Source organism: Pseudomonas frederiksbergensis (genome assembly GCF_001952935.1).
Taxonomy (GTDB): domain Bacteria; phylum Pseudomonadota; class Gammaproteobacteria; order Pseudomonadales; family Pseudomonadaceae; genus Aquipseudomonas; species Aquipseudomonas frederiksbergensis.
In genome coordinates this window covers 5925908-5937832 of record NZ_CP018319.1, presented here as the reverse complement: position 1 = coordinate 5937832, position 11925 = coordinate 5925908, and the positions used below count along the sequence as shown (strand labels likewise).

Below are 11925 nucleotides of genomic sequence, written 5' to 3'. Positions count from 1 at the left end.
TCTCGCTAGACTGGCAGCGCGTTTTTCCATGAGGATCACCCATGCAACTGGTCTGCCCGGCAGGGAACCTGCCTGCGCTAAAAGCGGCGGTGCGCGAAGGCGCCGATGCCGTGTATGTCGGTTTTCGCGATGACACCAATGCCCGGCACTTCGCGGGGCTGAACATGGACGACAAACAGTTCGACGCGGCGGTTGCTCACATTCGCCAGCATCAACGCAAACTCTACGTCGCGGTCAACACCTACCCGCAACCCAAGGGCTGGGAGCGCTGGCAACGGGCGGTCGATCGCGCCGCCGATTTCGGCGTGGATGCGTTGATCGCCGCCGACCCCGGGGTACTCAACTACGCCAGCCAGCGGCATCCGCATTTGGCGTTGCACCTGTCGGTCCAGGGCTCGGCCACGCATGCTGCGGCGCTGGAATTTTACGCGCAACGCTACGGCATTCGGCGTGCGGTGCTGCCGCGGGTGTTGTCCTTGGCACAAGTGCGCCAGGTCGCCGCGAGCAGCCCGGTGCCCATCGAAGTGTTTGGCTTCGGCAGCTTGTGCATCATGGCCGAAGGGCGTTGCCATCTGTCGTCCTACATCACCGGCGAGTCCCCCAACCTCTGCGGCGTCTGCTCACCGGCCAAAGCGGTGCGCTGGAGCGACGACGCCGAAGGCTTGAGCGCGCGGCTCAGTGAAGTGCTGATCGACCGTTACACCCCCGAAGAACCCGCCGGTTACCCGACCCTGTGCAAGGGCCGTTTCCTGGTCGGCGGCAAACGCTTTCATGCGCTGGAAGAACCTACCAGCCTCGACACCCTGGACTTGCTGCCGGAATTGACGGCCATCGGCGTCGAGGCGGTCAAAATCGAAGGCCGGCAACGCAGCCCGGCCTATGTCGAACAAGTCACCCGCGTCTGGCGTGCGGCACTGGATGCCCATCGTGGCTCGCCGGGCAGTTTTCGGGTCAAGGAGGAATGGCGCAAAGTACTGGCCGGTTTGTCCGAAGGCAGCCAGACCACCCTGGGTGCTTATCATCGATCATGGCAATGAGGGAGGCGACATGAAACTCAGCCTTGGACCGGTCCTGTTTTATTGGGACAAAGAGCAACTCAGCAACTTTTACGCCGAGATGTCGGCCTTGCCCCTGGACGTGATTTACCTGGGCGAAACCGTGTGTTCGAAACGCCGGGCTTTTTCACTGGATCAATGGCTGGGATTGGGGCGCGAGTTGCAGGAATGCAGCCAGGCGCAGTTGGTGATCTCCAGCCTGACGCTGATCGAAGCGGCCTCCGAACTGTCCAGCCTTCGTCGTCTTTGCGACAACGGCCAATTGCTGGTGGAAGCCAACGACATGGGCGCGGTGCAGTTTCTGGCTGAGCGCAAATTGCCGTTCGTGGGTGGTCCGGCGCTGAATCTGTACAACGGTCATACCCTCGCGCAACTGCTGGACTGCGGGATGACCCGGTGGGTGCCGCCGGTGGAATGCTCCGCGGCGCTGATTGGCGATGTGCTCGAGCAAGTGCGCGAACTGGGCCGCGAGGTGCCGGAAGTCGAGATCTTTGCTTACGGGCATTTGCCGTTGGCCTATTCCGCACGCTGCTTCACCGCACGGGCGGAAAACCTGCCCAAGGACGACTGTCGGTTCTGCTGCCTCAACTACCCCGACGGCCTACCGCTGACCAGTCAGGAAGGGCAGGCGTTGTTCACCATCAACGGTATTCAAACGATGTCGGCCGAGGTGACCAATCTGCTGGCGGATTACTCCGGGCTGGTGGCCTGTGGCGCCGATCTGTTGCGTCTGAGCCCCCGCGCTCAGGGCATGGCCGAGGTGATCGCGGCCTATCAACGGGTTCGACTGGGCGAGACACCGCCGCTGTTCGTCGACGGTTGCAATGGCTACTGGCATGGCCAGGCCGGCATGCTGCGTGTCGAGGAGGTCGGCCTGTGTTGAATCGAAAGAAATGGCTGCTGAAAGGCGCCGACCGGTTGTTGCCGTTGGTGCGCCGGGTGCCATTTGCGGTGCAGCGCCTGGCGTTGCAACAGGCGCTCAATCGCTGCCTCGCCGAGCCGTTGCGCGATGGCGAGTTTGAGGTTTTGCGCGGGCGTTGGTTGTGCTTGCGGATCCCGGACCTGGGGTTGTCGTGGTTCCTGACGTTGACTCGTGACGGGTTGCGAATTGCTGAACGCGCCACGGCGCATGTGACGATCAGCGGTAACTGGCGCGAGTTTCTATTGCTGGCGAGCCGTCAGGAAGATCCGGACACGTTGTTCTTTCGTCGGCGTTTGGTGATTGAGGGCGATACGGAGTTGGGGTTGGCATTGAAGAACCTGATCGACAGCCTTGACCCAGATGTTCTGCCGGTTTGGTTGTGGCGCAATCTGGAGCGGGCCGGGAAGGGACTGGCGGCGGGGTAACCGCCAGGCCATTCCTGAACACCTAGAGGTATTTGTCCGTTACGGCGCCTTCCGAGGCGCTGGACACGGTCTTCGCGTATTTGGCCAGCACACCGCGTTTGTACTTGGGTTCCGGGCGCACCCAGCGGGTTTTGCGCTCGGCCAGTTCGGCGTCTGAAACATCGACCGTAATCTGCCGTGTTTCGGCGTCGATGGTGATCTTGTCGCCGTCTTCAATCAGCGCGATCGGCCCGCCGTCAAAGGCTTCGGGCGTGATATGGCCCACCACGAACCCGTGTGAACCGCCGGAGAAACGACCGTCGGTGATGAGCGCAACGTCCTTGCCCAGTCCCTTGCCCATGACCGCTGACGTCGGCGAAAGCATTTCGCGCATGCCGGGCCCGCCCTTGGGGCCTTCGTAGCGGATCACGATCACATCGCCGGCCTTGACTTCGCCGTTGAGGATGCCGGCCAGCGCACCTTCCTCACCGTGATAGACCCGCGCCGTGCCTTCAAAGCGCAGGCCTTCCTTGCCGGTGATCTTGGCCACGGCGCCGGTTGGCGAAAGGTTGCCGCGCAACACCACCAAATGGGAGTCTTTTTTGATCGGTTGGTCGAAGGGCAGGATCACGTCCTGGCCTGCGGGGTAGTCGGGCACGTTTTCCAGGTTTTCGGCCAAGGTTTTGCCGGTGACTGTCAGCGCATCGCCATGCAGCATGCCGGCGGCGAGCATACGCTTCATCAGCGGCTGGATGCCGCCGATGGCCACCAGTTCGCTCATCATGTATTGGCCGCTGGGACGCAGGTCGGCCACCACCGGGGAGACCTTGCCCAGCTCGACGAAATCATCCAGCGTCAGCTCGACATCCACGGCATGCGCCATCGCCAGAAGGTGCAGCACGGCATTGGTCGAGCCGGCGAGGGCGATCACCACTCGAATGGCATTTTCAAACGCCTTGCGGGTCATGATGTCGCGCGGTTTGATGTCTCGCTTGAGCAGTTCCATGACCTGCTGGCCAGCGCGGAAACTGTCCGACGCCTTGTCGCTGCCAACGGCGTCCTGAGAGCTGGAACCGGGCAGGCTCATGCCCAGTGCCTCAATCGCGGACGCCATGGTGTTGGCGGTGTACATGCCGCCGCAGGAGCCGGGGCCCGGAATCGCCACTTCCTCGATGTGCTTGACTTGAATCTCGCTGATATCGCCCCGCGCGTGCTGACCCACGGCCTCGAACACGGAAATGATATCGGTGTGGCCCGCGCCCGGCCGGATGGTGCCGCCATAGACGAAGATGGAAGGGCGATTCAGCCGCGCCATACCGATCAGGCACCCCGGCATGTTCTTGTCACATCCGCCCACGGTGACCAGGCCGTCAAAGCCTTCGCAGCCGGCCACGACTTCAATGGAATCGGCGATCACTTCACGCGATACCAGCGAATATTTCATGCCTTCGGTGCCGTTGGCGATGCCGTCGGAAATGGTGATGGTGTTGAAAATGACGCCCTTGGCCCCAGCGGCATTCGCGCCTTTTTCGGCTTCAATGGCCAGCTTGTCGATGTGCATGTTGCAGGGCGTGACCATCGCCCAGGTCGAGGCGATGCCGATCTGCGGTTTCTTGAAGTCTTCGTCCGTAAAACCCACGGCCCGCAGCATCGAGCGGCCGGGCGCGCGTTCTACGCCGTCGACCACTTGGGAGGAATATTTGCGCAGATCAACCTTGTCGCTCATGACATCTCCTCACCGGCTCATCGAGAAAAGCACGATGAGTATAGTGGCCGAGACGGACTATCAAGTCGGGAACAGACGCGCGGGTTTGCCGTGTCGTGATATTCTTCGCCCCAACTTGCTTTGACCTATTCAGTTTGCGTGTCCTTGAGACGCGCCAACAGAATCACTGTCGCTCAAGTAGCTGAAGCCAATAACGATAAGAAGTCAGTTCAGTAGGGACATATAAACTGAGGTCGATGGAGACACGTCGGCCTTGTGTGCCCACCCTCCAATCCTTGTGCGAGCGCAACCCACTGCATGCTGCCTGCATGCCGTGAACCGGGGCCTCAAGCATGGGGATGGAAGGGCGGATGGCGTTTTATCATAGGTGCTACACATGTTTAAAAAAATGAACACGGCCCTGCTGGGGCTGGCTTTGTCGATGGGGATCACGTCCGTTCACGCGGAAGAGGCAAAGAAAGTCGATGTGCTGCTCATTGGCGGCGGCATCATGAGCGCGACCCTCGGTGTCTGGCTCAATGAGCTGGAACCTGGCACTTCGATGGAAATGATCGAGCGCCTCGACGGCGTCGCCCTGGAAAGCTCCAATGGCTGGAACAACGCCGGTACCGGTCACTCCGCCCTGGCCGAGTTGAACTACACCCCGGAAGACGATAAAGGCAACGTTCAGATCCCGAAAGCCGTTGAAATCAACGAAGCCTTCCAGATCTCCCGTCAGTTCTGGGCCTGGCAGGTTCAGCAAGGCGTGCTGAAGAACCCGCGTTCGTTCATCAACTCCACGCCGCACATGAGCTTCGTGTGGGGCGATGACAACATCAAGTTCCTGAAGAAGCGCTACGAAGCCCTGCAAGCGAGCCCGCTGTTCGCCGGCATGCAGTACTCCGAAGACCCGGCTGTGATCAAGAAGTGGGTTCCGCTGATGATGGAAGGGCGCGACCCGAACCAGAAAGTCGCGGCCACCTGGTCTCCTATCGGGACCGACGTCAACTTCGGCGAGATCACCCGCCAGTTCGTTGCGCACCTGCAAACCACGCCGAAATTCGACTTGAAACTGTCTAGCGAAGTGCAAGACATCACCAAGAACGAAGACGGCACCTGGCGCGTCAGCTACAAAAACCTCAAAGACGGCAGCAAAACCGAAACCGACGCCAAGTTCGTGTTCATCGGCGCGGGCGGCGGTGCACTGCACCTGCTGCAGAAGTCCGGCATTCCTGAAGCCAAGGAATACGCAGGCTTCCCGGTAGGCGGTTCGTTCCTCGTGACCGAGAACCCGACCCTGGCCGAGCAACACCTGGCCAAGGCCTACGGCAAAGCCTCCGTTGGCGCACCGCCAATGTCGGTTCCGCACCTGGACACCCGTGTCCTGGACGGCAAGCGCGTCATCCTGTTTGGCCCATTTGCGACTTTCAGCACCAAGTTCCTCAAAGAAGGCTCGTACCTGGACCTGCTGACCACTACCACCACGCACAACGTGTGGCCAATGACCAAGGTCGGCATCAAGGAATACCCGCTGGTCGAGTACCTTGCTGGCCAACTGATGCTGTCTGATGAAGACCGCCTCAACGCCCTGAAAGAATACTTCCCGAACGCCAAAGCCGAAGACTGGCGCCTGTGGCAAGCCGGCCAACGCGTGCAGATCATCAAGCGTGATGAAGCCGCCGGTGGCGTGCTGAAGCTGGGTACCGAGATCGTTGCCTCGCAAGACGGCACCATCGCAGGCCTGCTGGGCGCATCGCCGGGTGCTTCGACTGCCGCACCGATCATGCTGACCGTGCTGCAGAAGGTGTTCAAGGACAAGGTTGCATCGCCTGCCTGGCAGGAAAAGCTGCACCAGATCGTGCCGAGCTATGGCACTCAGTTGAATGGCAACCCTGCGAAAGTGGCTGAAGAGTGGGCTTACACCTCCAAGGTGCTGGAGCTGACTCCGCCACCGGCGATTGGTCAGGTTGCGGCTCCGGCGGCTGCTCCGGCTGCTCCGGCCAAGGCTCCAAAGGCTAATGCTGCGACGGATATGGCTCTGTAACTAGAGGCGTAATCGAAAAGCCCACTGAACCGGTGACGGTCAGTGGGCTTTTTTGTGCGTGATGGGTCAGCGCTCTCAGCCTTGGGGGCAGGTAGCCAGTGGCCAACCAATGCGCGCTGCACGAAGGAGACTGGCCTTAACAACCATGCGGTGAAAGGGGGCAATAACAAAGATGTAGGCCCGGCCTAAGCGGTTGTGGCAGTGGACCACGGTTGAGAAAACGAGCTGGCGACTGCCTTCTGGCTCTGTCTCTCCAGAACACAGGATCGATATCCGGAAGTCGAGGTGTTTGTCATCCTCTCCCAACACGATTTCAGTCTGGTTCGCGCTGTAGACCTTGAAGATTCCAACCCGATTGGCAAGTGATGCCAACTGTCTGGCTGTCTTGAGACCAAAACAGGCAACGATAGTGTCCCGGACTTTCATGAGCCATCCGATCCAGGATGGCTGGTGGGAAAGGATGAATCGAGCAAGCAAATCTGGATTGCCGGATGTACCCGCAGGCAGCCGAATCGCAAAAGCGTCCGCCAGGTTCATCGACTTGTAAAGGTGGGTAATGCCGGACCTCGAGGGGACTGGCACGGACTTAATGAGCTCAAATTCTCGGGGCATCGGTGATCTCTCCTGAGTTCCAACTACTGATTGGACGACATGCCATGTCGCGTTTCCTGCTTAGGCTGTCCGGCACGAGGTGCCAACTTCTCCTTGTCGGATACTGAGTCCGATCAAAGCATCATAGAGCGCTTGCTGCCCAGTTGGCAGAACAGGGAGCAACGTCGCCCGGCGCTTGTCGACATCGAACCAGGATTCAACCAGCCATCCCACCAGATAGAGCGCCGAAAGGCATCCGCCAGCGGTTGCAACGTTTCCCTGGCATACAAGAGGCTGATTCACGGACTCAAGTCCCAGAGCTTGTAATCCCGATCGTGCATCCGGGTGTGTAGTGGCTTGGCCGTTGAGCAGTCCAAGCCGCTCGAGAATGAACGCTCCGGCGCATATGGAGCCGATTCGCTGGCGCCTGGAGTCAAGTTCAAACGACGGCAGGAAATCCGGGGCGGCAAGTGCAGCGGGTATCCCTTCCTTGCCGCTGACGAACAATACCGCGTCAGCACTATTGGCCTCGGAAAGCGGACCGTGCACCGAAACAGGCAAGCCGTGCGCCGATCGCACGATAGCGCTGGAACCCAATATTCGGACGTGCCAGTCCTCAGTGTTACGGCCTAAGATGTCCCACATCAGGAACAGGTCGATATCAGTGAATTGGTCGAAAGCAACCAGAACGTTTTTTTTCAAGGCGAGCTCCATGAAAAGTGCTGGCGTGCAAAACGCAACGGCCATCTTTGCTGGTGTTCGCAGCGTATCAATCGGTTGCGCACCATACACAGTCTGTATGGCGCTAAATATGGAGCGAAAAAACTGGTGAGCACACTAACTCGTAACCATTGGATCGCGGCTGGTTTTGAGGCCCTCGACCAAATAGGGCATGTTGGCGTTTCGGCCGAGAGCCTATCGCGCCGATTGAATGTGACCCGCGGATCGTTCTATCACCATTTCCGCAATCGCGAAGACTTTGTCCGCACCTTGCTGGCCGCTTGGGAAGAAGACTACACGGAGCGCATGCTCGCTTATGCGGCGCAGGGTCGTAGCGCGGGCGAAACCTTGAAGCGCTACTTGAGTATTGCCGCTGAGAAACAACCTGGGCGGGAAGTTGCCATCCGAGCCTGGTCGCTGCACGATCCGTTGGTAGGCGAGTTTCAGCAGCGTGTGGATACTAGACGTCTGGACTTCGCGATACGAACTTGCCGCCGCTTGGTCCATCTGCCAGGCGAAGCAGAAGTGATCGGGCTTGTGGCCCATATGTGCCTGATTGGTGGTCAACAGGCAGGGCTGCGGCGCGATGCCGCTCGCTTCAACAGTTTCATGCACCGAGCCTTTTCTCTTTTCGAAGGGGCTCTTCCACCGTGGCGGGCCTGACGCGCGCTATAACAATGGCGATTAATGGAGACTTCGCATCCGTCTTAACGCTACTGCGTTGGTTTTTGCTCAACGTCCTCCGAATCGCTAGAGGTGGCTGCATCTTTTTCCATCGCTTCCGGGTCGGCACCGGAGTTTGAACCCGAAGCTTCCTCACCTTTTTTGTCGGCCTTTTCCTCTTTGGATTCAGTGCCCTGGGTCTGATTGATTCCGGGAAGCGCGGCAGGTGGCACAGCAGCATCTTCAGTGACCTTTTCGGTCGCAAGTGCGAAAAGCGGGCAGGCGAACAGGCCCGCGATGGTGAGTGCAGCAATTGTCCTGTTCATCAGATGAGCCTGCCGTGTGAGGGGTTGTACAGCGTTGGAAAAAACGGGAGGAGGAAGGTGCTGGGAAACTGACAAGCGGTGGCGTTTTTTGAGTTCGTAGTTCCAGAAATGGCCAAAGCAGCGCTTTCAGTTGTCATGATCAGCTCCTCCGAATCACGATAAAGCAACTATAAAAAGTGCAAACCATCCATGAATACTCCCGAAAAAGTCGTCTCGACCGGTCCGATGAGAAACACAGGTCCCACGCCATCCCATTGAACCGTTACGGTTCCGCCATCACATTCAACCTCAACGGAGTTATCTAACAAGCCACGACGAATTCCGTTAACAGCGGCACCACAAGAGCAGGAACCTGAACCGAGCGGAATGCCACCCCAGCGCTCCCAAATGCGCAACCGAATATGTTTTCGGTCGATGATCTGGACGAAATGCACGTTCGTCCTGAGTGGAAACAGGGGGTTGGTTTCAATTGTCGGGCCGATGGTCGCTATATCGATGGCTGTTAGATCCTCCACGAAATAGGTGCAGTGCGGATTTCCCATGCTGCAAGCTGTTGGGTCACCGGTAAGTGGCAAAACAGCAGTGTCCAGTTCCAGAGCCAGGGGAATATCCGACCAGCCGAAAAGCGGCTCTCCCATGTTGACGGAAATTGCGCCGGTTGAAGTTCGTTCGCAAGTGAGTAGACCACGGTTGGTTCGGAGCGCTATCGAAGTGCTGTTCGATTCGCGCATCAGCATATGCGCGGCGCCCCTTGTTGCACTGCCACAAACATCCAGTGCGGAGCCATCTGCATTCCAAAACATCAAACGCGCATCGGCATCATCGCAATCGAGCACCACCGCAAGTTGATTGAATCCGACGCCTCGGTTGCGATCACCCATTCGCCGAGCGAGGGCACTTGTCATTGGGTTGGCCACGTTTCGTGAGTCCACTACAACGAAGTCATCGCCATTAGCGTGCATTTTTTGAAAACTCAGCGGCATACAAAGATCCTGGCGCAATTGATGTTTAAAGGCGATCCAGCCCCAACTCGGTGTTCTGATCCGTATTTTCCTGCGATATCTGCATCTGTAACGCACACAGCCGCCGCCTCACAATAACGGCACGCTCCGCACTCGCGGCGACCGCTGCACCGCAAACTCATAATGTAGGAGGCCCAATGGGCAAGATGGCGATTTTCCTGGGTGGATTTCTGGTGTTGACCATTCTGATTGGTGCCCTGGCCACGATCTCTCCGGCTTAGTCCTTCCGGCGATTAAACGTCTTCACGCCAACGCCGGCGCAAAGTGCAGCACGACCATGCGCACCAGGTGATGGGTCAGGACGGTTACTGGCGATCAACGCAGTGGCGAGTATTGAGCCGAGCAACAGGTCATGGGGGACACCGGCATATTGCAGCGCGGTGCCGACGCCGCTGGCGATCAGCAAACACAGTAGGGTTTTCAAATGAGTCTTCCTTGATTCCTGTTGAACCCGACGCTTGCATCTGGGCCACGCACGTTGTCCCACCTAACGGTCTGAAGCGTCAAGTGACATCCCTTTCGTGGCAAAACCTGGGTTGAACCCCTGTCTTCGGCTGAGACCTAATCAGTAGTAATCGCAGGAGGGCCAAATCATGTCTGAAGCTACCAGCTATTTTTCAATCGCTGTCGCGGTGTTCATTCTGCTCGTTGACCTTTGGGCCATCATCAGCGTGTTTCGCAGCGACAAAACGGTGGGGGTGAAAGCGGCTTGGGCTATCGGCCTCATCGTCTTTCCGGTGATTGGATTGATCGTTTGGGGTGTTGCAGGGCCGCGCGGAATCAAGGAGGGGCCAACCTCGCAGGAACACAGCAAAGGATAAAATCTTGTCCGTTTGTCGACAGCGTTGAAGGTTTTTTGAGATTTACCAAAGCAGGAGACAGCCATGAAAAAACTATACGTGTGCCTTACCCTCGGCAGCCTGTTTCTGCTGCAGGGTTGCTTCGATAGCTCAAAAAATACAACCAAGCAAAATACCGACGGCACCAAATCATCGGTGCAGATGCAAGAAGGTAAGGCTGAACAGAGCAAGTAATGCCCGAGGACGATGAAGGAGAGACGTTCAAATACGATTTGGAGCAGCGGGATCTATTGCCTACCGGGGCGATGACGGCTTCAGGCGATTATCCCTATCGAGGTGGTAGCGCTCCAGATCACGCGCCAGGAACAATTCGCGTGCCTCTGACATTTCTATTCCGGGTAAGGGACACCCGCTGAAGTGCCAGGAAAAATGAGATCCATGACCGACCCTTCATCGTCGAAATCGATCTTGAAGTTCTTTCATGCATTCACCAGCCGGCTCGAAAATTGCGGAATTGCCAAGGGTCGTCCGGCTGAATGCTGTGCTCCGGAAACTCATGGCTGCCCCAGCCAAGTTCAGCGGGCTGGCAGGCCTCCGGGGATGAAGCCTTCCACTGACCATGTGTTTACGAACTCTCCGATTTCTTTACGGCGATCAGCACACTGAGAATCGTATTCGGCGATATGAATGACTTTCACTCCAAGGTCATAGGCTTGGTCGCTGTGTTGTGCTCATGATTAAATCTCCGCATTCAATCTTTGCGCGAGAAATGTAGCGCTGTTTAAAGTGCGACAATTTCTGGATGTTTCGGTGCCATTGAGGCGATGGGTTTAGCGCACCAGTTGCTCCACCAACTCAGGGGTCACGTAGTGCGGTCCGTCGAACAGGTAGAGCGGATAACCGTCATAGGCCGCCAATTGGGTCTTGAGCTCGGCGGCCGTCGCGGAGCGGAATCCGCCACCGAAACTCGGGCGAAAGGCTTCGACGATGATGCGCACACGTTTTTCACCCAGACGCTGGCGCAAGGCGTCGGCGTAGGTTCTGGCGACCGGCGCGCTGCGGGCGTAGACACCGACGCCGTCCTGGAAGAACACGCCGATGTCATCCGGCAGCCAGCGTTTGAGCCATTCGGCCGTGGCGGCAGGGCCGATATTGGCGCCGTCATAAACACTGATCCATAACGGTCGCGGTAATTTGGCCAGCAGGGCGGGCAGCTCTTTGGCACGGGTCCAGCTCGGGTCGACTTCGACGGGGAAATACCAGCCGGTGACGTTTAACGGCGTGGGCAGTTTGGCGATGCGTTCCGAGACAGCAGCCAGTTGCTCGATGTTGTCCCGTGAACGGTTTTCGCTGAAATAACCCGCCAGCCCAAGGATGACATCCTGCGCCCAGGGCGCCTTGGCGATGCGCGCCCAGTCGGGTAGCACCGGCACGCCGGGCAAGCCGGTACCGGGAATGAAGGCCTGATCGTCGACCACAGTCCACTGCACCAGCAACTCACGAGCCCCGAGTTTTTCCCAGTGCCCGCTGATGCCGACGGTCTGGTTGTCCGGCTGCCAGACGATGCCGACAATCCCCGGTTCGACAGCCTGGGTGCGCGTCACGTAGAGCACGCCGGTCGTTGCGGCAAGCGTGACGGCAAACAGGAGCGCAGCAACAGCCGCGCGACTGAC

General features: G+C 58.4%; 13 protein-coding genes and 2 pseudogenes. 7 read left to right on the top strand and 8 right to left on the bottom strand.

Features of this window, described 5'->3' with window-relative positions:
* Positions 1-41: 41 nt before the first annotated feature.
* The 3 genes from ubiU to ubiT are packed head-to-tail and all read left to right on the top strand — an operon-like array spanning position 42 to position 2402.
* Positions 42-1037, top strand: a complete 996-nt coding sequence (gene ubiU / locus PFAS1_RS27695) for a ubiquinone anaerobic biosynthesis protein UbiU (protein ID WP_076031332.1) — start codon at positions 42-44, stop codon at positions 1035-1037.
* 10 nt (positions 1038-1047) lie between these two features.
* Positions 1048-1938, top strand: a complete 891-nt coding sequence (locus PFAS1_RS27690) for a U32 family peptidase (RefSeq protein ID WP_076031331.1) — start codon at positions 1048-1050, stop codon at positions 1936-1938.
* The gene (gene ubiT, locus PFAS1_RS27685) at positions 1932-2402 is read left to right on the top strand and encodes a ubiquinone anaerobic biosynthesis accessory factor UbiT (protein WP_076031330.1); all 471 of its coding nucleotides are present in this window, start codon (positions 1932-1934) and stop codon (positions 2400-2402) included. The genes PFAS1_RS27690 and ubiT overlap by 7 nt, the downstream gene beginning before the upstream one ends.
* 22 nt (positions 2403-2424) lie before the next feature.
* On the opposite strand, the gene ilvD is transcribed toward ubiT, so the two are convergent.
* Positions 2425-4107, bottom strand: a complete 1683-nt coding sequence (gene ilvD / locus PFAS1_RS27680) for a dihydroxy-acid dehydratase (protein ID WP_076031329.1) — start codon at positions 4105-4107, stop codon at positions 2425-2427.
* 376 nt (positions 4108-4483) lie between these two features.
* Here ilvD and mqo point away from each other — a divergent pair, with 376 nt between their 5' ends.
* A complete protein-coding gene (mqo, locus tag PFAS1_RS27675) occupies positions 4484-6130 on the top strand; it encodes a malate dehydrogenase (quinone) (RefSeq protein ID WP_076031328.1) in 1647 nt (548 codons plus the stop codon).
* 75 nt (positions 6131-6205) lie between these two features.
* On the opposite strand, the gene PFAS1_RS27670 is transcribed toward mqo, so the two are convergent.
* Both PFAS1_RS27670 and PFAS1_RS27665 read right to left on the bottom strand, forming a co-directional pair.
* Positions 6206-6742, bottom strand: coding sequence for a DUF2867 domain-containing protein (locus PFAS1_RS27670; RefSeq protein ID WP_076031327.1), 537 nt, complete (start codon positions 6740-6742; stop codon positions 6206-6208).
* Between the two features lie 23 nt (positions 6743-6765).
* Positions 6766-7423 (bottom strand): annotated as a pseudogene (locus PFAS1_RS27665) (DJ-1/PfpI family protein).
* 126 nt (positions 7424-7549) lie between these two features.
* Between PFAS1_RS27665 and PFAS1_RS27660 the strand changes: the two are divergent.
* Positions 7550-8104, top strand: a complete 555-nt coding sequence (locus PFAS1_RS27660; protein WP_076031326.1) for a TetR/AcrR family transcriptional regulator — start codon at positions 7550-7552, stop codon at positions 8102-8104.
* Between the two features lie 50 nt (positions 8105-8154).
* On the opposite strand, the gene PFAS1_RS27655 is transcribed toward PFAS1_RS27660, so the two are convergent.
* The 3 genes from PFAS1_RS27655 to PFAS1_RS30255 form a co-directional block, all read right to left on the bottom strand.
* On the bottom strand, positions 8155-8430 hold the full coding sequence (locus PFAS1_RS27655) for a hypothetical protein (RefSeq protein ID WP_076031325.1): 276 nt from the start codon (positions 8428-8430) through the stop codon (positions 8155-8157).
* A gap of 167 nt (positions 8431-8597) precedes the next feature.
* Complete coding sequence (gene dapF, locus PFAS1_RS27650; RefSeq protein ID WP_076031324.1) at positions 8598-9413, bottom strand: diaminopimelate epimerase; 816 nt, start codon at positions 9411-9413, stop codon at positions 8598-8600.
* Positions 9414-9669: 256 nt separating this feature from the next.
* Complete coding sequence (locus PFAS1_RS30255) at positions 9670-9876, bottom strand: hypothetical protein (protein ID WP_335720570.1); 207 nt, start codon at positions 9874-9876, stop codon at positions 9670-9672.
* 169 nt (positions 9877-10045) lie between these two features.
* Between PFAS1_RS30255 and PFAS1_RS27640 the strand changes: the two genes are divergently transcribed.
* On the top strand, positions 10046-10273 hold the full coding sequence (locus PFAS1_RS27640) for a PLD nuclease N-terminal domain-containing protein (RefSeq protein WP_076031323.1): 228 nt from the start codon (positions 10046-10048) through the stop codon (positions 10271-10273).
* Positions 10274-10336: 63 nt separating this feature from the next.
* Complete coding sequence (locus tag PFAS1_RS29815) at positions 10337-10486, top strand: hypothetical protein (protein ID WP_162842858.1); 150 nt, start codon at positions 10337-10339, stop codon at positions 10484-10486.
* Positions 10487-10805: 319 nt separating this feature from the next.
* Here PFAS1_RS29815 and PFAS1_RS30115 read toward each other — a convergent pair.
* Both PFAS1_RS30115 and PFAS1_RS27635 read right to left on the bottom strand, forming a co-directional pair.
* Positions 10806-10956 (bottom strand): annotated as a pseudogene (locus PFAS1_RS30115) (saccharopine dehydrogenase NADP-binding domain-containing protein); the annotation flags it as partial.
* A gap of 126 nt (positions 10957-11082) precedes the next feature.
* The gene (locus tag PFAS1_RS27635) at positions 11083-11898 is read right to left on the bottom strand and encodes an alpha-amylase family protein (RefSeq protein WP_418329264.1); all 816 of its coding nucleotides are present in this window, start codon (positions 11896-11898) and stop codon (positions 11083-11085) included.
* Positions 11899-11925 lie beyond the last annotated feature (27 nt).

What these genes read in the sequence shown, in the direction of transcription:
- ubiU (WP_076031332.1), top strand. Translation starts at nt 42, where the DNA reads ATGCAACTGGTCTGCCCGGCAGGGAACCTGCCTGCGCTAAAAGCGGCG.
- PFAS1_RS27690 (WP_076031331.1), top strand. Translation starts at nt 1,048, where the DNA reads ATGAAACTCAGCCTTGGACCGGTCCTGTTTTATTGGGACAAAGAGCAA.
- ilvD (WP_076031329.1), bottom strand. Translation starts at nt 4,107, where the DNA reads ATGAGCGACAAGGTTGATCTGCGCAAATATTCCTCCCAAGTGGTCGAC.
- mqo (WP_076031328.1), top strand. Translation starts at nt 4,484, where the DNA reads ATGTTTAAAAAAATGAACACGGCCCTGCTGGGGCTGGCTTTGTCGATG.
- PFAS1_RS27670 (WP_076031327.1), bottom strand. Translation starts at nt 6,742, where the DNA reads ATGCCCCGAGAATTTGAGCTCATTAAGTCCGTGCCAGTCCCCTCGAGG.
- PFAS1_RS27655 (WP_076031325.1), bottom strand. Translation starts at nt 8,430, where the DNA reads ATGAACAGGACAATTGCTGCACTCACCATCGCGGGCCTGTTCGCCTGC.
- dapF (WP_076031324.1), bottom strand. Translation starts at nt 9,413, where the DNA reads ATGCCGCTGAGTTTTCAAAAAATGCACGCTAATGGCGATGACTTCGTT.
- PFAS1_RS27640 (WP_076031323.1), top strand. Translation starts at nt 10,046, where the DNA reads ATGTCTGAAGCTACCAGCTATTTTTCAATCGCTGTCGCGGTGTTCATT.
- PFAS1_RS29815 (WP_162842858.1), top strand. Translation starts at nt 10,337, where the DNA reads ATGAAAAAACTATACGTGTGCCTTACCCTCGGCAGCCTGTTTCTGCTG.